Source organism: Isoptericola cucumis (genome assembly GCF_014635665.1).
GTDB lineage: Bacteria > Actinomycetota > Actinomycetes > Actinomycetales > Cellulomonadaceae > Isoptericola > Isoptericola cucumis.
The window spans coordinates 116,075-136,308 of sequence record NZ_BMDG01000006.1; the positions used below are offsets into that span (position 1 = coordinate 116,075).

A 20,234-nucleotide genomic window follows, 5' to 3' on the forward strand; every position below is an offset into this window, starting at 1 on the left:
GCGACGCGCCCCGGCCAGCGATACGGCGGAGAAGTTTCACGGTTCTTCTCCTGGACGGAAGGGGTGGTGCATGTCACCCTCGACCATGGCCATCTCGACCGAACAGCAGCCCGGTACCCGGGACGACGCGGCGCTGCCGACCGGCATCCCGATCGGGCACGAGGCGGACGCCCTGACGATCGGCCGCCGCATCCGGCACCTGCGCACCCGCCGCGGCATGACCCTGGAGCAGCTCGGAGGGGCCATCGGACGTGCACCGTCACAGGTCTCCATGCTCGAGAACGGCAAGCGCGAGCCGACGATCGCACGGCTGCAGGCGGTCGCCCGCGCGCTCGGGGCGAGCGTCGAGGACCTGCTCTCGCCCCAGCCGCCGTCGCACCGCGACGCGCTGGAGATCGAGCTCGAGCGCGTGCAAAGAGGGCCGCTCTTCTCGGCGCTGGGGGTCAAGCCGGTGCGGGTCGGCAAGTCGCTGCCGACGGACGCGCTGGAGGCGGTCGTCGCGCTGCAGCGCGAGCTCGAGCGGCTGCACTCGGAGCGGGCCCTGACGCCGGAGGAGGCGCGCCGGGCGAACACCGAGCTGCGCGCCGACATGCGCGCGCAGGACAACTACTTCCCCGACCTGGAGGTCGTCGCGCGCCGGCTGCTCGACGGCGTCGGGCACGGGCGCGGCCCGCTGCCGCAGCGGGCGGCGGGGGAGCTGGCGGAGCACCTCGGCTTCACCATCCACTACGAGGCCGACCTGCCGCAGTCGACCCGCGCCGTGATCGACCAGCGGCACCGGCGCGTCTACCTGCCGAGCAACGGCATCCGCGGCCGGTCCGACGCCCGCTCCGCGGTGCTGCAGGCGCTGGCGTCGCACGTCCTCGAGCACTCCGAGCCGGGCGACTACCGCGAGTTCCTGCGCCAGCGCGTGGAGGCGAACTACCTGTGCGCCGCGCTGCTGATCCCGGAGCGGGAGGCGGTCAAGCAGCTGCGCGAGGCCAAGGAGGCCCGGGCGATCTCGCTCGAGGACCTGCGCGACGCGTTCGCCGTCTCGTACGAGACGGCCGCCCACCGCTTCACCAACCTCGCCACGCGGCACCTCGGCATCGGGGTGCACTTCATGAAGGTCCACGAGTCCGGGGCCATCCACAAGGCGTACGAGAACGACGGCGTGCGGTTCCCGGCCGACGCGCTCGGCACCGTCGAGGGGCAGCACGTGTGCCGGCACTGGACGGCGCGCGTCGTCTTCGGCATCACCGACCGCCTCAGCCCGTACTACCAGTACACCGACACCCCGACGGGCACGTACTGGTGCACGTCACGCGTGACGGACACCGCCGACGGCCGCTTCTCGGTGAGCGTGGGGGTGCCGTACGCCCAGGTCAAGTGGTTCCTGGGCCGGGAGACGACGGCGCGCGCGACGTCGCGCTGCCCGGACGAGTCGTGCTGCCGGCAGCCCGCCCGCCCGCTCGCCCAGCGGTGGGCCGGGCAGGCGTTCCCGAGCGCCCGGCCGCACGCGTCGATGCTTGCCGCGATGCCGTCCGGCGCGTTCCCCGGCGTCGACACGACCGAGGTCTACGAGTTCCTGGAGCGGCACGCCCCCGCGTCGTGAGGGTCGTCAGTCGTGCCAGGCGCCCACCCACTCGTCCCAGCGAGGGCCGTCGGGGAGGGGCTGCCCGGCGCGCGCCTGCTCGTGCAGGCCGCGGGCGACGAGCGCGAGGTAGCGCAGGTGGAGCGCGTCCGCGCGGTCGCGCCCGAACGGCAGCGCCGGGCGCAGGTGCTGCAGCAGCTGCATGACGTCAGCCGAGGTGAAACCCTCCGGGAGCAGCCCGGCGGCGCGGTCGCGCGCGACGATCCGCTCCAGCTCGGCGCCGAGCTCGGCCGAGGCGGCGGCGAGGTCGGGGGGCAGCGGCCCACGCAGGCCCGGCGGGCGCAGCAGCGGTCCGGTCGCGCCGGTGATCTGCCTCTCGAGGAACGCGGTGACGCCGCCCCGGTCCTCCAGGGCAGGGCCGTCCTCCGGGGCGGGGCCGTCCTCCCGCCGGGACCCGGGAACCGGAGCGGTCGGCGCCCCCGCGGCGCCCTCGACGGCGTCGGCGACCTCGGCGGCGAGCCGCGCCGCCTCCCGCACGGCGTGCACGTGCAGCGCCTCGACCAGGGCCTCCTTGGTCGGGTAGCGCCGGTAGACGGAGCCCACGCCCACGCCGGCGTGCCGGGCGACGTCGGCCATCGACGCCTCGGTGCCGCGTGCGGAGAACACCTCGCGCGCGGCCGTCAGCACGGCGGTGTCGTTGGCGCGCGCCTCCCGCTGCCGGCCGGGGAGGGGGCGGTCGGGCTCGTCGGTGGCAGGCATGGCCTCACGGTAGTGCGGGCGGGTGCTAGCCTGAATCGGAACGAGCATTCCGTTCCGATTGGATGACGGCACGCCGTCCGACGCCCGGACGTCCCGGCGATGCCCGACCGCCGTCCGCCGGACGGCGACCCCCCACGGCAGAGAGCGAGCCCACCCGTGCCCCCGACCAGCACCCCCGTCGACGAGGTCGCGCCCGACCGCACCGACCCGACGATCACGCGGCACCCCGCCCGGGTCACGTTCGCGCTGAGCATGGCGGTGCTCGCGTTCTCGCTGATGCAGACCCTCGTCGTGCCGGCGCTGCCGACCCTGGGGCGCGAGCTCGGCGCGACCGCCCAGGGCACGGGCTGGATCCTCACGGCCTTCCTGCTCGCCGGTGCGGTCCTCGCGCCGGTGGTCGGGAACCTCGGCGACCGGTTCGGCCACCGGCGCGTGCTGCTCGCCACGATCCTCGTCTTCGCGGCGGCCACCCTGGCCGCGGCCGCGGCCCCGAGCCTCGGCGTGCTGCTCGCCGCCCGCGTCGTCCAGGGCGTGAGCACCGCGACGTTCCCGCTCGCGCTGGCGCTCGCACGCCAGGTGCTGGCCGGCCCGCGGCTCGCCGCCGCGTTCGGCTGGATCCCGGGCATGATCGGGCTCGGCGCGGGCGCCGCGCTCGTCGTCGGTGGCGTCGTGGTGGACGCTCTGTCGTGGCGCTGGCTGTTCGTCCTCGGGGCGGTGCTCATCCTCGGCTCAGCCGTGCTGGTCGCGGCCTGGGTGCCCCGCGGCGGCGCGCCCGCCGTGCAGCGCCGGACCGACTGGCCCGGCATCGCCCTGCTCGCCGGCGGGCTCGTGGGCGTGCTGCTCGCGGTGTCCCAGGGCGGCACCTGGGGCTGGACCTCCGCGCGCACGCTCGGTGCGGGCGTCGCCGGCCTGGTGCTGCTCGCCCTGCTGGTGCTCGTCGAGCTGCGCTCGCCGGCGCCGGTGGTGGACGTGCGCACCTTCCGGCACGGGCCGATCGTGCTGGTCAGCCTCCTCACCGTTGCCGTCGGGTTCGTGCCGTACGTCTGCTACGTCGCGCTCCCGCTGCTCATGCAGGCCCCGGCGGCCACGGGCTACGGGCACGGGATGAGCGTGACCGTCTCGGGCCTGGCCATGCTGCCGAGCGCCGTCCTGGTGTTCCTCGGCGGGCGCACGACGCCGGTGCTCGTCCGGCGCGTCGGCGCGGGACGCACGGGTGCCGTCGCGGCCGCCGTCATGGCGCTCGGCGCCGCCGGGCTGGCCCTGTGGCCCGCGACGCCGTGGGCGGTCGTCGTCGCGTTCTCCGTGCTGGGGCTCGGCAACGGCATCGGCTACGCGATCTGCGCACAGCTCGTCGTCATGTCGTCGCCGGCCACCGAGACCGGGGCCGCCACGGGGCTCAACAGCGTGGTCCGGACCGTCGGCTCGGCGGCGGCGGCGCCCGTCGTGACCGCGCTGCTCGCGGCCGCGGGCAGCGCGGAACCCGTCGGCGGGTACGCGGCCGCGTTCTGGGTGGCCACGGCGGTCAGCGTCGTGGGGGTCGCCGTCGCCCTGGTCCTCGCCGCCCGGACGCGCCGCGCCGGCTGACCCCCGGGGGCGCCGGGTCAGCCGGCGCCCACGACCAGCAGCGTGCCCGCGAACACGACGCCGGACGCGATCAGCGTGACGGTGGTGTAGCCGAGGATGTCGCGCACCTTGAGGCCGGCGATGGCCAGCAGGGGGAGCGCCCAGAACGGCTGGATCATGTTGGTCCACTGGTCGCCGTAGGCGATCGCCATGATCGCGACGGACGGGTTCACGCCGAGGTCGTTCGCTGCCTGCAGCAGGATCGGGGCCTGGACGGCGAACTGCCCGCCGCCGGACGGCACGAAGAAGTTGACCAGGCCCGCCGACAGCAGCGACAGGACGCCGAAGGTCCCCGGCGTCGAGATGCTCACGAACCAGTCGGAGAGCACCGCGACCAGGCCCGTCGCCGTCATCATCCCGAGGATCCCCGCGTACAGGGGGAACTGCAGCAGGATGTCGCCCACGTTGGACGCCGCGGCCTTGACGAGCGCCATGATCTCGAACGGGTTGCGCACCAGCAGCATGATCAGGGCCAGGAACGTCCAGTTGACGATGTCCAGCGTGGGCCCGCCGCCGCGTGTGAAGTAGACGACGAGGTAGGCGACGATCGCCACGCCCACCAGGGACGTGAGCCACCGGGAGGCGTCGAGCCGGTCGGCGGGGGTGCGTCGCTCCTCGTCGACCTCGACGCCCTGGTCGCGCGCGTCCACCCGGAGCTCCACGATCCGGTCGCCGCCGCGCGGGGCGACGAGCGCGAGGGCGCCCGCCACGACGACGATCGTCACGACGGCGGCGACCAGGTTCCAGGTCGCGAAGGTCGTCTCGGCCACGGGGACGGTCGACCCCAGCTGGGTGGCGATGAAGGATCCCTCGGTGGCGGCGGTGAGCGGACCCGACCCGGTGTAGCCCATGTGCCACACGACGAACCCGGAGAACCCCGCCGCGACCAGCAGCGGGAAGTGGACGCGCAGCCCCTTCGCCCGCGCCTGGGCCGCGACCTCCCGCGCGAGGATGCCGCCCACGACGAGGCCGAGGCCCCACTGCAGCAAGGACGCGACCGCCGCCACCACGAACACGAAGACGTAGGCCTGCAGGGGCGTGCGGGGGACCGCGCCGAGCCGCGCGAGCAGGCGGCGTACCGGCCGCGTGTTCGCCAGCATGTGTCCCAGCAGCAGGATGAGCGCCATCTGCGTCATGAACTCCAGCAGCCCGGCGAGCCCGTCGCCCCAGGCGACCAGGACGTCGACCGGTCCCGCGTCCGTGAGGGCCAGCGCGAGGATCGCGACGACCACCGTGAGGAGGATCGCGAAGACGAGGGCGCTCGGGATGAACCGCTCGACCAGCGCGTTCACCGGCCGCATCGCCCGAGCGAACGGGTTGCGCGACGGTGGCGGTGCTCCCGGGGACGCCGTCGTGGCCTGGGTGTCGCTCATGGGGTGCTACCTCCGTGTCGTCGTCGACCGCGGGGCGCGCCGTTGCGCCCCGTCGCACTCTGGCGCAGATCCGGCGTGCGGTCGAGGCGGCCGGCCGGGGTCGCCTCGGGGTCACCTCAGGGTCCGTCCGGGGGATCTCCTGATGGTGCCGGGGTGCCCGCCTCGACGACCGTGGAGGGATGATCGACGCGATCGCCTCGGCGTGGGGCCAGCTCGAAGCGTGGCTCCTGGCGCTGGTGTCGTCGTCGTGGGCGTTCCCGGCGCTCTTCGGCGCCACCGCGGGCGACGGCTTCTTCCCCCCGGTGCCGGGCGAGACCGTCATCATCATGCTCGCCGTGGGTGCGCAGGCCGACGGGGGAGTGAACCTCGCCGCCGTGCTGTTCGTCGCCGCCCTCGGGGCATGGTGCGGCGACCAGCTGGCGTTCTCGATCGGGCGGGCGTTCGGCACCGGCAGGGTGCCGTTCCTGCGGGGGCCGCGCGGCAGGCGCGCCGTGGCGTGGGCCGCCCGCTCGCTCGACCGGCGGGGCGCGTCGGTCGTGCTCGCCGCGCGCTTCGTCCCCGTGGGGCGCACCGCCGTGAACGTCACCGCGGGCGCGGTCGGCTTCTCCCGGCGCCGGTTCATGGCGCTGTCGGCCGTGGCCTCGGCGGCCTGGTCGGTCTACTCGGTGCTCATCGGCGTCGTCGTGGCCAGCACCCTCGGCTCGCAGCCGCTGCTGGCCGTCCTGGTCGGCATCGTGACCGGGACGCTGCTCGGGGCGGTCGTCGACCGGGCCGTCGCCGCCCGCGACGCCCGCCGCGCCCTGGGTGCCCGCGGCGCGGCGGCGGTCACCGAACCCGTGCCGCCGATGATCGAGGCGGTCGGTGTGTCCGGCGACCCCGCCGGCGGCACGGTCAGTCCTTCTCGTCCCCGATGAAGTTGGTGACGGCGTCGTCCTGGCCGTCGAGGTTCATGTCCGCCGAACGGGCCTGGCGGGCGTCCCAGCGCAGCGTCAGCGCCCCCAGCACGGCCGCGACGACGCTCGCCAGCAGGATGGCGGCCTTCGCGCCGTCGGTGTGCTCGGACCCGTGCCCGAACGAGAGCTCGGCGACCAGCAGCGCCACGGTGAACCCGATGCCGGCCAGGAAGGCGACCGGCAGGAGGTCGCGCACGCCGATGCCCTGCGCGAGCCGCAGCGGCGTGACCCTCGTGACGAGCGCCGTCATCCCCAGGACGCCGAGGACCTTGCCCACGACCAGGCCGACGGTGATCGCCAGGACCACCGGCTGCCCGAGGATCTCGGCGACACCGCCGCCGTCGACCAGGTTCACCCCGGCGGCGAAGAACGCGAAGACGGGGAGCGCGAGCCCCTGCGACCACGGCTTGACCGCGCTCTCGTAGCGGTGGGTGCGCGGCTCGGGCTCGTCGTACATCGGGCGTGCCGCCACGGTGAAGCCCATGAGCACGCCGGCGACCGTGGCGTGCACGCCCGACGCGTGCATGAGGGCCCAGGTCACCAGGAACAGCGGGACGAGCAGCCACCAGCGGGGCGTGCGCGAGCGGACCTGCCAGCCGAAGAGCACCACGCCGAGCAGCGCGAGGGCGAGGAACAGCAGGTTGATCGACTCGGTGTAGAACACCGCGATCACGGTGATCGCCAGCAGGTCGTCGACGACCGCCAGCGTCAGCAGGAACGTACGGATCGCGACCGGCAGGCCTTTGCCGAAGACGGCGAGGACGCCCACGGCGAACGCGATGTCGGTGGCGGTCGGGATCGCCCAGCCGTGCAGCGCCCCGGGGTCACCGAGCCCGACGACGATCACCGAGTACAGGATCGCCGGGACCGCCATGCCCCCGACGGCCGCGAGGATCGGGACCCCCGCCTCCTTGGGGCTGCGCAGGCTCCCTGCGACGAACTCGTGCTTGAGCTCGACCCCGACGACGAAGAAGAAGACCGCGAGCAGCCCGTCGGCCGCCCAGGCGGCGAGGCTGAGGTCGAGGTGCAGCGCGGCGGGACCGACGACGGTCTCGGTGAGCGTGGTGTAGGCGTCGCGCCAGGGAGAGTTGGCGAACAGCAGCGCGACGACCGCTGCCCCGATGAGGAGGGCCCCGCCGGTCGTCTCTCGTGAGACGAACCGGCGCACCTGGGCGGGGAACGTCGGGGTGGGGCCGTCGGGAAGGGCCGGGGTGGTCGCGCCGTCGGGGCTCAGGGTGCTGCTCCTGTCGGATGGGGGTGCAGGGACGCAGCCGGCGTCGCAGCCGGCGTCGCCGACCAGACTTCCCGGCTCACCGCGGGCCAGCCTACAAGGCGCCGGGGCGTGGTCGTCGGGCCGTCCGCCCGCGTCAGGGCACCGTGGCGCTCTGGCGCGCCATCGTCAGCAGCCGCGTGACGGTGTTCCAGTTGCGGGCCGTCGTCCAGGTGCCGGCGGCCCGGTCGGTGGCGTCGGTGGTCACCCTCGAGCGGCCGATGCCGTCCACGTAGTGCACGAAGAGCACGCCGGCGGCGACGGCGAACAGCTCGCGCCCGCGGTTGCCCAGGTCGAGGCGGGCGATGCCGACCTCGTCCACGCGTTCCGCGCCGACGTGCACCTGCAGGCGCGAGGGATCGGTGCGGGCGGCGGCGCGGAACGGGTTGGCGGCCACGACGTCGACGAGGCGGTTCAACGAGAGCGCGACGGCCTGCACGCGGGTACCGGTGACGTGCTCGAGCGCGTCCGAGACGCGGTCGGCGACGTCCGTGGCACGTTCCGGGGCCACGGCGACGAGGTTGCCGCTGTTCGCGTGCGTGCGCGCGTCGTCGAGCCCGGCGTCGGCGGCGGCCTGGCGCAGCTCGGCAGCGGTCACGCGACGGTGCGGACCGAGGTTGACCCCGCGGAGCAGGACGACATAGGTGGTGGCGGCCATGCCCCCATGCTGCCCCTCTCGGGGCCCCCGAGGCACATCCGCTGGTCAACGCCGGGTCGTCCCGGGTGGTGGCGCGAGGTGCCCGCCGACGTCGTGCGGGCGACGGCCGTATGAACGACGGATGACATCTCGCGACCCGCCGCGGCGGGGGTGGTGGCGCGAATCACAGCGTCGTAGTTTGGCGCCATGGACGGCAACCAGCCGTCCACCGGGAGGCCAGCCGATGGGGTTCACGCTCCGGACAGGAGGGCCGGCACCGGCTCTGCGTCCGCAGCGCCCTGGGCCGGCCGCCCGCCCACCCACGAGCATGGGAGTGCGCCGTGGTCCAGAACGCCACCAACCCCCCAGGAACCCCCGAGCCGCGCACCGCCTGCCGGACCTTCGTGGTCGACACGTCGGTGCTGCTGTCCGACCCGCGGGCGATCTACCGCTTCGCGGAGCACGACGTCGTCCTGCCGGTGGTCGTCGTCACCGAGCTGGAGGCCAAGCGGCACCACGCCGAGCTGGGCTACTTCGCGCGCAGCGCGCTGCGGATGCTGGACGACCTGCGCGTCCGGCACGGTCGGCTCGACGCGCCGCTGCCGGTCGGTGACGACGGCGGGACGTTGCGGGTCGAGCTCAACCACACCGACCCGCAGGTGCTCCCCGCGGGCTTCCGGCTGGGGGACAACGACACGCGGATCCTGTCGGTCGCGGCCAACCTGGCGGCCGAGGGCCGGGACGTCACCGTGGTGTCCAAGGACCTCCCCATGCGGGTGAAGGCCTCGGCCGTCGGGCTGCGCGCGGAGGAGTTCCGCCACGAGCTCGCCGTCGACTCCGGCTGGACGGGCATGCGCGAGGTGGACGTCGCGGACGAGCAGATGAGCGGCCTGTACGAGGTGGGCGAGCTCGAGCTCGCCTCCCTCGAACCGGACGTCCTCGAGGCGGCGTCGCCCCTGCTGTGCCACACCGGGGTGGTGGTCCACTCGCCGCGCGGCTCGGCGCTCGGCCGCGTCACCGCGGACAAGAAGCTGCGGCTCGTGCGCGGGGACCAGGACGTCTTCGGCGTGCACGGCCGCTCCGCGGAGCAGCGGATCGCGATCGACCTGCTGCTCGACCCCGAGGTCGGGATCGTCTCGCTCGGCGGCCGGGCCGGCACCGGCAAGTCCGCGCTCGCGCTGTGCGCCGGGCTGGAGGCCGTGCTGGAGCGTCGTGAGCACCGCAAGGTCATCGTGTTCCGGCCGCTGTACGCCGTCGGCGGGCAGGAGCTGGGCTACCTGCCCGGGTCCGAGTCCGAGAAGATGAACCCGTGGGCGCAGGCGGTCTACGACACGCTCGGCGCGCTCGTGTCGCCGGACGTCCTGGACGAGGTGATCGACCGGGAGATGCTGGAGGTGCTGCCGCTCACGCACATCCGCGGCCGCTCGCTGCACGACGCCTTCGTCATCGTCGACGAGGCCCAGTCCCTGGAGCGCAACGTGCTGCTCACGGTGCTCTCGCGGATCGGGCAGGAGTCGCGGGTGGTGCTCACCCACGACGTCGCGCAGCGCGACAACCTGCGCGTGGGGCGGCACGACGGCGTCGCGGCCGTGATCGAGGCGATGAAGGGCCACCCGCTGTTCGCGCACGTCACGCTGACGCGGTCCGAGCGGTCGCCGGTGGCCGCGCTCGTCACCGAGATGCTGGAGTCGCTGGAGATCTGACCGTCGGGGCTCAGCCGGCGGCCCGGCCGGCGCGGCGCGGGTGGACCACCACGACGGCGAGGACGCCGAGCGCCGCGCCGAGCACGGTGTCCAGCGCGCGCGAGAGCGCCATGCCGGACGGGTCGCCGGCTCCGCCCAGGGAGGTCATGAGCAGGGCCATCGGCGTGATGGTGAGCATCGCGAGCCCGTAGTGGCGCCCGACCACCACCTCGGTGACGACCTGGAGCCCGACGACGACCACGGCGGTGGCCGCGAACGACAGGTGGGCGCTCAGCAGGGGCCAGGCGACCAGGGCGCCGAGGGCGGTGCCCGCGCCGCGCTGCAGGGCGCGCACCACCGCGTGGTGCGTGGTGGTGCCCTGCAGGGTCGCGGTCGAGCCCATCTGGGCCCACGCCGGGTGCCCGAACCCGGCCACCAGGGCCACGGCGCCCGACGCGAGGCCGGCGAGGACGACGCGCACGCCGGTGAGGCGCCAGCCCGCCGACGGCCAGGTCGCCCGGGCCGTGTCGCGCAGGTTCCGGCGCGCCGGGAGGGCGTCCGCGGGCCCGGCGACGACGGCCAGCTCGGCCGTGAGCACGAGGGCGGTGTCGCGGGTGCGCCGGTGCGAGAGGTCGTCGGCCAGCACGGTCCGGGCGTGCGCGACCGCGCGGTACGCCGCCTCGACGGCGTCGGCGGCGGCCGGGTCGCCGTCGGACGCCGCGCGGACGTCGTCGGCCCGGCGGAGGGCGTCCGCGGCCCGGCGCACCGCGAGGCGTGCCGGTGCGCTGGGGCGCACGAGGTAGCCGCTCATGCACACGGACCAGGCGATCGCGGCGCCGGCCGCGCCGGCGAGGCCGCGCTCGAGGACGTCGTGCCAGCCGACGGGGCCGGCGATCCCGCCCGCGGCGGCGAAGACCACGATCGTCGCGCCGGGCGGGCCGGTGCGCACGAGGACGCAGAGCACGGTGGCCGTGCCGGACAGGAGCGCGACCGCACCGAGGGCCACCGCCAGCGGGGCGCCGGCCGCGGTGAGGGCCGCCGTGAGCACGAACGCGACGACCAGCAGCCCGCCGGCCCCGGCGAGGACCGCGGCACGCCGGCGGTAGGGGTCGTAGCGGCCGTAGAGCGACGCGAGGGCGCCGAGGGCGGCGAACCCGGCGAGGTCGGTGCGGCCGGCGGCGGCGCTGGCCGCGAGCGTGAGGCCGACCGCGGCGCCGCAGCGCAGGGCGGCGGCGACGGTCGCGTCGGTGGTGGTGACGCGCAGGGCGGCGCGCACGTGGTGGGGGTCCGCGACCTGACGGGCGGTGGCGAGCACGGGGGAGGGGGGCGAAGGCATCGTGGGCCAGGATAGTTCCTTGGTAAAACATTCTGGAACTAGTGTGAGGAACCTCCCCTATCCTGGGCCGATGGACTACATCGATCGGGTCCGGGAGCAGTGGGCCCACCGGCTCCCCGAGGTCGACACGTCGCCGGCCGAGGTCGGGGCGCGCGTGCGTCGCATCGCCGGCCTGCTCGAGGACCAGATCGCCGGCGACCTGGCCGCGCACGGCATCTCGCGCGGCGAGCTCGACGTGCTCACCGCCCTGCGGCGCGCCGGGCGGCCGCTGCGGGCGGGGGAGGTCACGACGATGACGGGGGCGCCGGGCGCCTCGATGACCAAGCGGCTCGCGCGGCTGGAGCAGGCGGGCCTGGTCGAGCGCACGGTCCTGGAACGCGACCGGCGCGGCGTCGTCGTGGCGCTCACCCCGGGAGGGGAGGCGCTCGCCGACGAGCTGTTCCCTCGCCAGGTCGAGCACGAGCGGGCGGTGCTCGCCGACCTGTCCGAGGCCGAGCGGGCCGAGCTCGGGAGGCTGCTCGCCGTCGTCCTGCGACGTCTCGACCCGGCCGACTACGGAGCGGGCCGGGACGTCTGAGCGGCCCGGGTGCGGGGGAGGCGCGCCGGCCGCTGGAACCCCCCAGCCCCGCAAGCTCGGCGGCGCGCCTCCCGCGTGCCGCCGACAGTAGCAGGTGAGGTAAGGCTTACCAAACATCTGTCCGCGGGCTGACAGCCGTGGGCGTGACCCCGAGGACCGTTCGCTACCGAACAGCCCTCGAGATCACGCCCACGACGGCAGGAGTCGTCAGGCCTGCGGCGGCGTCGTCATCGACAGCACGTCCAGGGCCTCGTCCAGCTGGGCCTCGGTGACCTCGCCGCGCTCGACGAAGCCGAGCGCCACGACCGCCTCGCGGACGGTGAGCCCCTCGGCCACGGCCTTCTTGGCGACCTTGGCGGCCGACTCGTAGCCGATCACCCGGTTGAGCGGCGTGACGATCGACGGCGACGACTCGGCGTACGCACGCGCCTTGTCCACGTTCGCCGTGATGCCCGAGACCGTCTTGTCCGCCAGCACTCGCGACGCGTTCGCCAGCAGCCGGACCGACTCCAGGACGCCCTGCGCGATCACGGGGATCTGCACGTTGAGCTCGAAGGACCCGGTCGCGCCCGCCCAGGCGACGGTGGCGTCGTTGCCCACGACGCGCGCCGCGACCATGAGCACCGCCTCGGGGATCACGGGGTTGACCTTGCCCGGCATGATCGAGCTGCCCGGCTGCAGGTCGGGGATGGCGATCTCGCCCAGGCCGGTGTTCGGGCCCGAGCCCATCCAGCGCAGGTCGTTGCAGATCTTGGTGATCGACACGGCGATGGTGCGCAGCGCACCCGAGAGCTCCACGAGGCCGTCGCGTGCCGACTGCGCCTCGAAGTGGTCGCGCGCCTCGGTCAGCGGCAGCCCGGTGTCCTCGCGCAGCAGCTCGATGACGCGCTGCGGGAACCCGGCCGGGGTGTTGATGCCGGTGCCGACGGCCGTGCCGCCCAGCGGGACCTCGGCGGCGCGGGGCAGCGCCGCCTCGAGGCGCTCGACGCCGTAGCGCACCGCCGCGGCGTACCCGCCGAACTCCTGGCCCAGCGTGACGGGGGTGGCGTCCATGAGGTGCGTGCGGCCCGACTTCACGACGGTCGCGAACTCGGCGGCCTTCGCCTCCAGCGCCTCGGCCAGGTGGCCGAGCGCGGGGACCAGGTCCCGCACGACGCCGGCGGTCGCCGCCACGTGCACGGAGGTCGGGAACACGTCGTTCGACGACTGCGACGCGTTCACGTGGTCGTTCGGGTGCACGGCCCGGCCCAGGGTGGTCGACGCGAGCGTGGCCAGCACCTCGTTGGTGTTCATGTTCGAGGACGTGCCCGAGCCGGTCTGGAACACGTCGATCGGGAAGTGCCCGTCGTGGCGGCCCGTGGCCACCTCGTCGGCCGCGGCGACGATGGCGTCGGCGACGTCCTGGTCCAGCACGCCGAGCTCCGCGTTCGCGCGGGCGGCGGCCTTCTTCACCCGCGCGAGCGCCTCGATGTGCCCGCGCTCGAGCGGGGTGCCGGAGATGGGGAAGTTCTCCACGGCGCGCTGCGTCTGCGCGCGGTAGAGGGCGTGCGCGGGGACGCGCACCTCGCCCATCGTGTCGTGCTCGATGCGGTACTCGGTCTCGGGCTCCGGTGTCGATGCAGACGCGCCGGTGCCGGGGACGACGGTGTCGGAAGTCATGCCTCTATCGTGCCGCACCCTGGCGGTCGGCCCGTCGTGAGCCGGGTCACGCCGGCTGTCGGTGCCGCACGGGACGATGACCGGGTGACGTTCACCCACGCGGTCTTCTACCGCAACATGAACCTGGGGCACCGCGGCAGCCCCGTGCGGGCGGTGCTCGAGCAGTCGCTCCGCGACGGCGGCGCCGCGGCCGTGCGGTCGTTCCAGACCAACGGCACCGTCCTGCTCGACCTCGGCGGCGAGGGGACGCACGCGGACGCCGGCGCCGTGGTCGCCGCCGCGGCCCCGCTGCTCGCCGACCGGGCGGGGTACGCCGGCACCGGGTTCGTGCGGTCCCTCGACGACGTCGCCGCGGCCCTCGACGGCGACCCGTTCGCGCTCACCCGCGACGAGCGCACCTACCGCGAGACCGTGACGCTCGTGGACGGCGGGCAGCCGCTGCCCGTGGAGCTGCCGTGGACGGACCCCCGCGACCTGCTCGACCTGGTGGCCGTGCGGCCCGGGGTCGTGCTCGGCGTCGTGCGCGGCGGCCCGGGTGCGGGCGGCGACCCCAACGCCGCGGTCGAGCGGTTCACCGGCGGCGTCGCCACGACGCGCACGCTCGGCACCGTGCAGCGGCTGCTGGCGTCCGCCGCCCGCGCCTGACGGGGCGGCGGTCAGGCGACCGGCTGCTCCCCGACGTCGCCGTCGACGGCCACGAGCCGAGCGCTGCCGTCGTTCAGGTCGTAGACGACGCCGACGACGGCGAGGCGGCCCGCGTCGACGGCCGCGGCGATCGCCGCGGAGTAGCCGCGCAGGAGCGCCACCGTGTGCTTGACGTGCTCCGTGCGCAGCACGTCGGGGTCGATCGGGTGCGTGAGCCCGCGGCTCGTGAGCTCCGCGACCGACGGGATGACCTTGTCCACCACGGCGCGCACGAAGCCCGGCGGCTGCTCGCCCGTGGCGAGCGTGTGGGCCGTCGCCGCGACGGCGCCGCAGGAGTCGTGCCCGAGCACGACCACGAGGGGGGTGCTGAGCACCTCCGTGCCGTACTCGATGGAGCCGAGCACCGTGGTGTCCACCACGTGCCCCGCGGTCCGCACGACGAACACGTCGCCCAGGCCCTGGTCGAAGATGATCTCCGCCGCGACGCGGGAGTCGGAGCAGCCGAAGATCACCGTGTGCGGGTGCTGCACGGTGCGCAGCTCGTGGCGCCGGACCGCGTCCTGGTCCGGGTGGGCGGGCTCGTCCCGGACGAACCGTCCGTTGCCGTCGCGCAGCCGGGCCCAGGCCTCGGCGGGCGTGAGGGCTGCGGGAGCGGGCGGGGTGGTGGTCATGCGTGCTCCTCTCGGAGGGGGGACGAGGCGTCGACGCGGACCCGGTCCGGGCCGACGAGGTCGGCCGGCCACGGGGGGTTCGCCCCGGCGCGGGACACCGTGACGGCGGCGACCGCCACGGCGCGGGTGAGCATCCGGGTGGTCGCCGCCCGGTCGATGCCGCGCAGCGCCGCGCGCTTCTCGGCGCCGAGCAGCTCGGCGCCCCACAGCCAGTCCAGCAGCGCGCCCATGAAGGAGTCGCCGGCACCGACGGTGTCGACGACGTCGACGCGGGGTGCGGCGACCGTGACGTCGCCGGCGGCGGTGACCGCCGTCGCGCCGGAGCCCCCGAAGGTCACGACGACGACCGCGGGACCGGAGCGCTGCCACGCGCGCGCGACCTCCAGCGGCTCGGTGCCGGGCGATAGCCAGGCCAGGTCCTCGTCGCTCACCTTGACCACGTCGGCCAGGGCGACCAGCTCCTCGACCTGCGGACGGACGTCGACCGGGTCGCCCATGAGGGCGGGCCGGGCGTTGGGGTCGTACGTGATCGTCGACGTCGCGCGGGCGGACTCCACCAGCCGGCGCACGTCCGCCGCGCCGGGCGCGAGGACGGCGGCGATCGAGCCGGTGTGCACCGCGAGCGTCTCCGGGACGGCGGCCGCGCCGTCGGGCACCCGCCACTCGAGGTCGAACTCGTAGGTCGCGGCGCCGGTCGGGTCGAGCGTCGCCTGCGCGACGCTGGTGCGCGCGGCGCGGTCGCTGCCCGCCACGAGCCCGACCCGGGACTCCGCGAGCCAGTCGCGGACGGTCGCGCCCCGCTCGTCGTCCCCGAGCCAGGTCGCGAGCCGGACGTCCCGGCCGAGCCGGCCGAGCGTGAGCGCGACGTTCGCGAGGCTGCCGCCCGGGTGCTCCGCGCTGGTGCCGTCGGGGCGGTGGACGACGTCGACGAGCGCCTCGCCGACGGCGAGCACGTGGCCGTTCATGCGTCCTCCCCGTCGTCGTCCTGATCGGAGGCGGCGTCGGCGGACGTCGTCCGCTGGGCGGCGGCGAGCCGCTCGCGCGCTCCGTCGAGCCACTCCTGGCAGCGGGCGGCCAGGGCTTCGCCGCGCTCCCACAGGGCGAGCGAGGCCTCGAGCGGCTCGCCGCCCGCCTCGAGCCGTCCGACGACGTCCACGAGCTCGTCGCGGGCCGCCTCGTACGACAGGGTCGAGACGTCGGCAGGGGTGTCGGGGGGAGTCTCGTCGGTCACGCAGGACAGTCAACATCATGGGGCGGACTTCGGGGGCCGGCGTCCGAAATGTGTTGCCCCCCGGCGGGCGCCTGGTGGATCGTGCGCGTCATGGGGCATCTCGAGGTGGCGCACGTGGAGCACGTGCTGCCGGACGGTCGCACGCTGCTCGACGACGTCTCGTTCCGGGTCGGCGAGGGCAGCGCCACCGCCCTCGTGGGCCCCAACGGCGCGGGAAAGACGACGCTGCTGCGGCTGCTGTCGGGCGAGCTGCCCACGCAGGCGGGCGCGGTGACCGTGACCGGCGGCCTCGGCGTCATGCCGCAGTTCGTCGGCTCGGTGCGCGACGCCAGCACGGTGCGCGACCTGCTGGTCGCCGTCGCGCCGCCGCGGGTGCGCGACGCCGCCCGCGCCGTGGACGCCGCCGAGCTGGCGGTCATGGAGGTCGACGACGAGCCCGCGCAGATGGCGTACGCGCAGGCGCTCGCCGACTGGGCGGAGGCGCGCGGCTACGAGGCCGAGACGCTGTGGGACGTGTGCACGGTCGCCGCGCTCGGCATCCCCTACGAGCAGGCGCGCTGGCGCGAGGTGCGCACCCTGTCCGGGGGCGAGCAGAAGCGGCTGGTCCTCGAGGCGCTGCTGCGCGGGCCGGACGAGGTGCTGCTGCTCGACGAGCCCGACAACTACCTCGACGTGCCCGGCAAGCGCTGGCTCGAGGGGCAGCTGCGCGACACGCGCAAGACGGTGCTGTTCGTCTCGCACGACCGCGAGCTGCTGGCCCGCGCGGCCGACCGGATCGTCGCGCTCGAGATCGCGCCGAGCGGTACGGACGCGTGGGTGCACGGCGGGTCCTTCGCCACGTTCCACGAGGCGCGGCGCGAGCGGTTCGCCCGGTTCGAGGAGCTGCGCCGCCGCTGGGACGAGAAGCACGAACAGCTCAAGAAGCTCGTGCGCGAGCTGCAGCGCGCCGCCACGATGAGCGACGTGATGGCCTCCCGCTACCGCGCGGCCCAGACCCGGCTGCGCAAGTTCGAGGAGGCCGGCCCGCCGCCCGAGCCGCCGCGCGAGCAGGACCTCACCATGCGCCTGCGCGGCGGGCGCACCGGGCTGCGGGCGATCACCTGCGAGTCCCTCGAGCTCACCGGCCTGATGAGGCCGTTCGACCTCGAGGTCTTCTTCGGCGAGCGCGTCGCGGTGCTCGGGTCCAACGGGTCGGGCAAGTCGCACTTCCTGCGGCTGCTCGCGGGGGACGATGTTGAGCACACCGGCCGGGCGCGGCTCGGCGCACGCGTCGTGCCGGGCTTCTTCGCGCAGACGCACGCCCACCCGGAGCTGTTCGGGCGGGTCCTCACGCAGATCCTGTGGGAGGACCACGCCCGCGACCGCGGGGCGGCGATGTCCGCGCTGCGCCGGTACGAGCTCACCGTGGCGGCCGACCGGCCGTTCGACCGCCTCTCCGGCGGGCAGCAGGCGCGGTTCCAGATCCTGCTGCTCGAGCTGTCGGGCTGCACCGCGCTGCTGCTCGACGAGCCCACGGACAACCTCGACCTCGAGAGCGCGGAGGCCCTGCAGACCGGCCTGGAGGCGTTCGAGGGCACGGTCCTCGCCGTCACCCACGACCGGTGGTTCGCGCGCGGCTTCGACCGGTTCCTCGTGTTCGGCGCCGACGGCGAGGTCCGCGAGACCCCCGAGCCGGTCTGGGACGAGGGCCGCGTGGCCCGCGCGCGCTGACGCCGACCGTCAGGCGCGGCCGGCGAAGAACGCGCGCAGGTCGGCGGCGAGCAGCTCCGGCTCCTCCATCGCGGGGAAGTGGCCACCCTCGGCGTGCTCGACCCACTGGTCGATCGCGCCCCAGGCGTTGAACGACTTCGCCATGAGCGGGTGGGTGTCGAACACGGACCACGCCGACGGCACGTCGGACGCCGCGAGCCAGTCGAGCCCCGAGTGCGAGGCCTCGTAGTAGAACTGCGCGCTCGACGCGCCGCTGCGGGTGAACCAGTACAGGGACACGTTGGTGAGCAGCTGGTCGCGGTCGACCGCCGCGTCCGGCGTCGCGTGCGCGGGGTTCGTCCAGGTCTGGAACTTCTCGGCGATCCAGGCCAGCTGCCCGACGGGCGAGTCGGTGAGGGCCGGGCCGATCGTGTCGGGGCGGTGGTTCTGCATCTCGTAGTAGCCGCGCTCCGCCGCGTCGAGCGACCGGATCCGTTCGATCTCGGCGACCTCGGCGTCCGTCAGGCCCTCGGGGAACGGGAACTGGTCGCCGACCATCCCGAGCGAGCGCCCGTCGCTGCCCGCGTGGGTGCCGATCACGCGCTGCGGGTAGAGGGCGGCGACCCGGCCGGCGATGCCCGCGCCGATGTCCGTGCCGTGCGCGCCGAACCGCTCGTAGCCGAGCCGGGTCATGATCTCGGCGTACGCCTCGGTGGTGCGGGCGAGCTCCCAGCCGGTGCCCGACAGGGGCGTGGAGAACCCGAAGCCGGGCGGCGACGGGACGACGACGTGGAAGTCGCCGGCCAGGAGCGGGAGGAGCCGCTGGTACTCGACGAACGACCCGGGCCACCCGTGGCACAGCAGCAGCGGGACCGCATCGGGGTTCGCGGACCGCGCGTGCACCACGTGGAAGGTCTGGCCGTCGACGACGGTCGTGACCTGCTCGTGGGCGTTGAGGGCCGCCTCCTGCGCGCGCCAGTCGAAACCGTCGCGCCAGTGGTCGGCCAGCTCGCGCAGGTACGGCAGCGGGATGCCGCGGGAGAAGTCGGAGCGGTCGTCGCGGCCGGGGACGGGGTGCGGCCAGCGCGTGCGCGCGAGCCGGTCGCGCAGGTCGTCGACGTCGGCCTGCGGGACGTCGATGCGGAAGGGCGTGAGGGCGGTGTTCGTCGTCATGCCCTCACTCTTCCCGCAATCGCGGAAGGGTTGCTTCCGCGATTGCGGAATTGGTCGCGGCGGGTCAGGAGGTGGCGGTGACCTCGGCGTGGAGCGCGCCGTCGGCGAGCCGGACGTGCAGGGGGTCGCCGGCCGCGACGTCGTCGGGGGAGCGGACGACGTGACCGTCACCGCGCTGCACGACGGCGTACCCGCGCTCGAGCGTCGACGCGGGGGAGAGCGTCCGGACCTGGGCGGCGAGCCGCCCGACCTCCCCGGCCGCGCGCAGCAACGCGGCGTCGAGCAGGTGCCGCGCGTGCCGCACGTGCTGGCCGACCTCGCGCTCGCGCGTGTCGACGGTGGTCTGCGGGTTCGCGAGCACGGGCCGTGACCGCAGGGCGTCGAGCCGGTGCTGCTCCCGGTCGAGGCGGGCGACGAGCGCCGCCCGCATCCGCTGCCGCGCCTGGGCGGCCCGGGCGCGCTCCTCCGCGACGTCCGGCACGACGCGCTTGGCGGCGTCGGTGGGGGTGGACGCGCGGTAGTCGGCCACCAGGTCCAGCAGCGGGGCGTCGGTCTCGTGGCCGATGGCGCTGACGAGCGGCGTCGTGCAGGCCGCGGCCACCCGCACCAGGGCCTCGTTGCTGAACGGCAGCAGGTCTTCCACCGAGCCGCCACCCCGGGCGACGACGACGACCTCGACGTCGCGGCGCGCGTCGAGCTCCGCGATCGCCGCGCTGACCTCGCGCACCGCGTTCATGCCCTGCACCGCGACCTCGCGGATCTCGAACCGCACCTGCGGCCAGCGGGCCCGGGCGTTGACGACCACGTCGTGCTCCGCCTTCGACTCCCGGCCGCACACGAGCCCCACGACGGCGGGCAGGAAGGGCAGCGGCCGCTTGCGGTCGGCGTCGAAGAGACCCTCCGCGGCCAGGACGCGCCGCAGCTGGTCGATCCGCGCGAGCAGCTCGCCGATCCCGACCTGGCGCAGCGCCGTGGCGCGCAGCGACATGCGGCCGGACTTGACCCAGAACTCCGGCTTCGCCTGGACGACGACGTGGTCGCCCACCTCGGGCTTGTGGTGCAGGCCGTCGTAGGCGCGGGTGAGCATGTGCACGGGCAGCGACGCCTCGACGTCGGCGTCCCGCAGCGTGACGAACTGCATCCCGGCGCGGCCCCGGTAGGTGTGCTCGACGACCTGGCCCTCGACCCAGACCATGGACATCTTCGCGACGTAGTCGCGGATCTTCTCCGACAGCAGGCGCACCGGCCAGGGCCGCTCGGCGGTGGTGTCGCGCGCCAGGGCGGGCAGCGGCTGCGGTCCGGTCGGGGCGCCGGTGGTGCGCTCGTCGTGCAGGTCGGTCACCCGCCCCAGCATGCCGCACCCCACCGACGGCCCCGCACAGG

Annotated in this window: 18 protein-coding genes; 7 read left to right on the forward strand and 11 right to left on the reverse strand. The window is 75.0% G+C overall.

The features are described from left to right. Nucleotides 1–85: 85 nt before the first annotated feature. Nucleotides 86–1,594 (forward strand): XRE family transcriptional regulator, encoded by a 1,509-nt coding sequence (locus tag IEW03_RS10290; RefSeq protein WP_188523761.1) that lies wholly within the window; start codon nucleotides 86–88, stop codon nucleotides 1,592–1,594. Nucleotides 1,595–1,600: 6 nt separating this feature from the next. Here IEW03_RS10290 and IEW03_RS10295 read toward each other — a convergent pair whose 3' ends face one another. Further along, entirely contained in the window at nucleotides 1,601–2,332 is a 732-nt protein-coding gene (locus IEW03_RS10295; RefSeq protein WP_188523595.1) for a helix-turn-helix domain-containing protein, read from the reverse strand. A 156-nt stretch (nucleotides 2,333–2,488) separates the two neighbouring features. On the opposite strand from IEW03_RS10295, the gene IEW03_RS10300 reads away from it, so the two are divergent. Beyond that, nucleotides 2,489–3,916 carry an MFS transporter gene (locus tag IEW03_RS10300; RefSeq protein WP_229737906.1) on the forward strand — a complete coding sequence of 476 codons (1,428 nt, stop codon included), beginning with the start codon at nucleotides 2,489–2,491 and terminating at the stop codon, nucleotides 3,914–3,916. A 17-nt stretch (nucleotides 3,917–3,933) separates the two neighbouring features. Here IEW03_RS10300 and IEW03_RS10305 read toward each other — a convergent pair whose 3' ends face one another. Beyond that, nucleotides 3,934–5,328 (reverse strand): short-chain fatty acid transporter, encoded by a 1,395-nt coding sequence (locus tag IEW03_RS10305; protein ID WP_188523597.1) that lies wholly within the window; start codon nucleotides 5,326–5,328, stop codon nucleotides 3,934–3,936. Nucleotides 5,329–5,507: 179 nt separating this feature from the next. On the opposite strand from IEW03_RS10305, the gene IEW03_RS10310 reads away from it, so the two are divergent. Next, nucleotides 5,508–6,242 (forward strand): DedA family protein, encoded by a 735-nt coding sequence (locus IEW03_RS10310; RefSeq protein ID WP_188523598.1) that lies wholly within the window; start codon nucleotides 5,508–5,510, stop codon nucleotides 6,240–6,242. Here the strand turns inward: IEW03_RS10310 and nhaA are convergent. Next, nucleotides 6,220–7,449: a Na+/H+ antiporter NhaA gene (nhaA, locus tag IEW03_RS10315; RefSeq protein WP_229737907.1), complete on the reverse strand. Its 1,230-nt coding sequence runs from the start codon at nucleotides 7,447–7,449 to the stop codon at nucleotides 6,220–6,222. The two genes, IEW03_RS10310 and nhaA, sit on opposite strands and share 23 nt — an antisense overlap. Nucleotides 7,450–7,648: 199 nt before the next feature. Continuing rightward, nucleotides 7,649–8,209 (reverse strand): DUF1697 domain-containing protein, encoded by a 561-nt coding sequence (locus tag IEW03_RS10320; protein ID WP_188523599.1) that lies wholly within the window; start codon nucleotides 8,207–8,209, stop codon nucleotides 7,649–7,651. A gap of 320 nt (nucleotides 8,210–8,529) precedes the next feature. Between IEW03_RS10320 and phoH2 the strand changes: the two genes are divergently transcribed. After that, nucleotides 8,530–9,891 (forward strand): RNA 5'-3' helicase PhoH2, encoded by a 1,362-nt coding sequence (gene phoH2, locus IEW03_RS10325; RefSeq protein WP_188523600.1) that lies wholly within the window; start codon nucleotides 8,530–8,532, stop codon nucleotides 9,889–9,891. 10 nt (nucleotides 9,892–9,901) lie between these two features. Here the strand turns inward: phoH2 and IEW03_RS10330 are convergent, their stop codons facing one another. Then, a complete protein-coding gene (locus tag IEW03_RS10330) occupies nucleotides 9,902–11,206 on the reverse strand; it encodes an FUSC family protein (protein ID WP_188523601.1) in 1,305 nt (434 codons plus the stop codon). A gap of 70 nt (nucleotides 11,207–11,276) precedes the next feature. Between IEW03_RS10330 and IEW03_RS20570 the strand changes: the two genes are divergently transcribed. Next, entirely contained in the window at nucleotides 11,277–11,783 is a 507-nt protein-coding gene (locus IEW03_RS20570; protein ID WP_188523602.1) for a MarR family winged helix-turn-helix transcriptional regulator, read from the forward strand. Between the two features lie 207 nt (nucleotides 11,784–11,990). Here IEW03_RS20570 and IEW03_RS10340 read toward each other — a convergent pair whose 3' ends face one another. Beyond that, nucleotides 11,991–13,442 (reverse strand): class II fumarate hydratase, encoded by a 1,452-nt coding sequence (locus IEW03_RS10340; RefSeq protein ID WP_188523603.1) that lies wholly within the window; start codon nucleotides 13,440–13,442, stop codon nucleotides 11,991–11,993. 84 nt (nucleotides 13,443–13,526) lie between these two features. On the opposite strand from IEW03_RS10340, the gene IEW03_RS10345 reads away from it, so the two are divergent. Beyond that, nucleotides 13,527–14,087, forward strand: a complete 561-nt coding sequence (locus IEW03_RS10345; RefSeq protein WP_188523604.1) for a DUF1697 domain-containing protein — start codon at nucleotides 13,527–13,529, stop codon at nucleotides 14,085–14,087. Nucleotides 14,088–14,098: 11 nt separating this feature from the next. Here the strand turns inward: IEW03_RS10345 and IEW03_RS10350 are convergent, their stop codons facing one another. Genes IEW03_RS10350 through IEW03_RS10360 form a run of 3 tightly spaced genes read right to left on the reverse strand, consistent with a single transcriptional unit; the run spans nucleotide 14,099 to nucleotide 15,989 of the window. Beyond that, a complete protein-coding gene (locus tag IEW03_RS10350; protein WP_188523605.1) occupies nucleotides 14,099–14,758 on the reverse strand; it encodes a carbonic anhydrase in 660 nt (219 codons plus the stop codon). Then, nucleotides 14,755–15,723 (reverse strand): carbohydrate kinase family protein, encoded by a 969-nt coding sequence (locus tag IEW03_RS10355; protein ID WP_188523606.1) that lies wholly within the window; start codon nucleotides 15,721–15,723, stop codon nucleotides 14,755–14,757. The genes IEW03_RS10350 and IEW03_RS10355 overlap by 4 nt, the downstream gene beginning before the upstream one ends. Continuing rightward, nucleotides 15,720–15,989, reverse strand: coding sequence for an exodeoxyribonuclease VII small subunit (locus IEW03_RS10360; protein ID WP_188523607.1), 270 nt, complete (start codon nucleotides 15,987–15,989; stop codon nucleotides 15,720–15,722). The genes IEW03_RS10355 and IEW03_RS10360 overlap by 4 nt, the downstream gene beginning before the upstream one ends. 90 nt (nucleotides 15,990–16,079) lie before the next feature. On the opposite strand from IEW03_RS10360, the gene IEW03_RS10365 reads away from it, so the two are divergent. Further along, on the forward strand, nucleotides 16,080–17,699 hold the full coding sequence (locus IEW03_RS10365; RefSeq protein ID WP_188523608.1) for an ATP-binding cassette domain-containing protein: 1,620 nt from the start codon (nucleotides 16,080–16,082) through the stop codon (nucleotides 17,697–17,699). 9 nt (nucleotides 17,700–17,708) lie between these two features. Here the strand turns inward: IEW03_RS10365 and IEW03_RS10370 are convergent, their stop codons facing one another. After that, a complete protein-coding gene (locus IEW03_RS10370) occupies nucleotides 17,709–18,851 on the reverse strand; it encodes an epoxide hydrolase family protein (protein WP_188523609.1) in 1,143 nt (380 codons plus the stop codon). A 64-nt stretch (nucleotides 18,852–18,915) separates the two neighbouring features. Then, nucleotides 18,916–20,184, reverse strand: a complete 1,269-nt coding sequence (gene xseA / locus IEW03_RS10375) for an exodeoxyribonuclease VII large subunit (protein ID WP_371870618.1) — start codon at nucleotides 20,182–20,184, stop codon at nucleotides 18,916–18,918. Between the last annotated feature and the right edge of the window lie 50 nt (nucleotides 20,185–20,234).

What these genes read in the sequence shown, in the direction of transcription:
- IEW03_RS10290 (WP_188523761.1), top strand. Translation starts at nt 86, where the DNA reads ATGGCCATCTCGACCGAACAGCAGCCCGGTACCCGGGACGACGCGGCG.
- IEW03_RS10295 (WP_188523595.1), bottom strand. Translation starts at nt 2,332, where the DNA reads ATGCCTGCCACCGACGAGCCCGACCGCCCCCTCCCCGGCCGGCAGCGG.
- IEW03_RS10305 (WP_188523597.1), bottom strand. Translation starts at nt 5,328, where the DNA reads ATGAGCGACACCCAGGCCACGACGGCGTCCCCGGGAGCACCGCCACCG.
- IEW03_RS10310 (WP_188523598.1), top strand. Translation starts at nt 5,508, where the DNA reads ATGATCGACGCGATCGCCTCGGCGTGGGGCCAGCTCGAAGCGTGGCTC.
- IEW03_RS10320 (WP_188523599.1), bottom strand. Translation starts at nt 8,209, where the DNA reads ATGGCCGCCACCACCTATGTCGTCCTGCTCCGCGGGGTCAACCTCGGT.
- IEW03_RS10330 (WP_188523601.1), bottom strand. Translation starts at nt 11,206, where the DNA reads ATGCCTTCGCCCCCCTCCCCCGTGCTCGCCACCGCCCGTCAGGTCGCG.
- IEW03_RS20570 (WP_188523602.1), top strand. Translation starts at nt 11,277, where the DNA reads ATGGACTACATCGATCGGGTCCGGGAGCAGTGGGCCCACCGGCTCCCC.
- IEW03_RS10340 (WP_188523603.1), bottom strand. Translation starts at nt 13,442, where the DNA reads ATGACTTCCGACACCGTCGTCCCCGGCACCGGCGCGTCTGCATCGACA.
- IEW03_RS10350 (WP_188523605.1), bottom strand. Translation starts at nt 14,758, where the DNA reads ATGACCACCACCCCGCCCGCTCCCGCAGCCCTCACGCCCGCCGAGGCC.
- IEW03_RS10355 (WP_188523606.1), bottom strand. Translation starts at nt 15,723, where the DNA reads ATGAACGGCCACGTGCTCGCCGTCGGCGAGGCGCTCGTCGACGTCGTC.
- IEW03_RS10365 (WP_188523608.1), top strand. Translation starts at nt 16,080, where the DNA reads ATGGGGCATCTCGAGGTGGCGCACGTGGAGCACGTGCTGCCGGACGGT.
- IEW03_RS10370 (WP_188523609.1), bottom strand. Translation starts at nt 18,851, where the DNA reads ATGACGACGAACACCGCCCTCACGCCCTTCCGCATCGACGTCCCGCAG.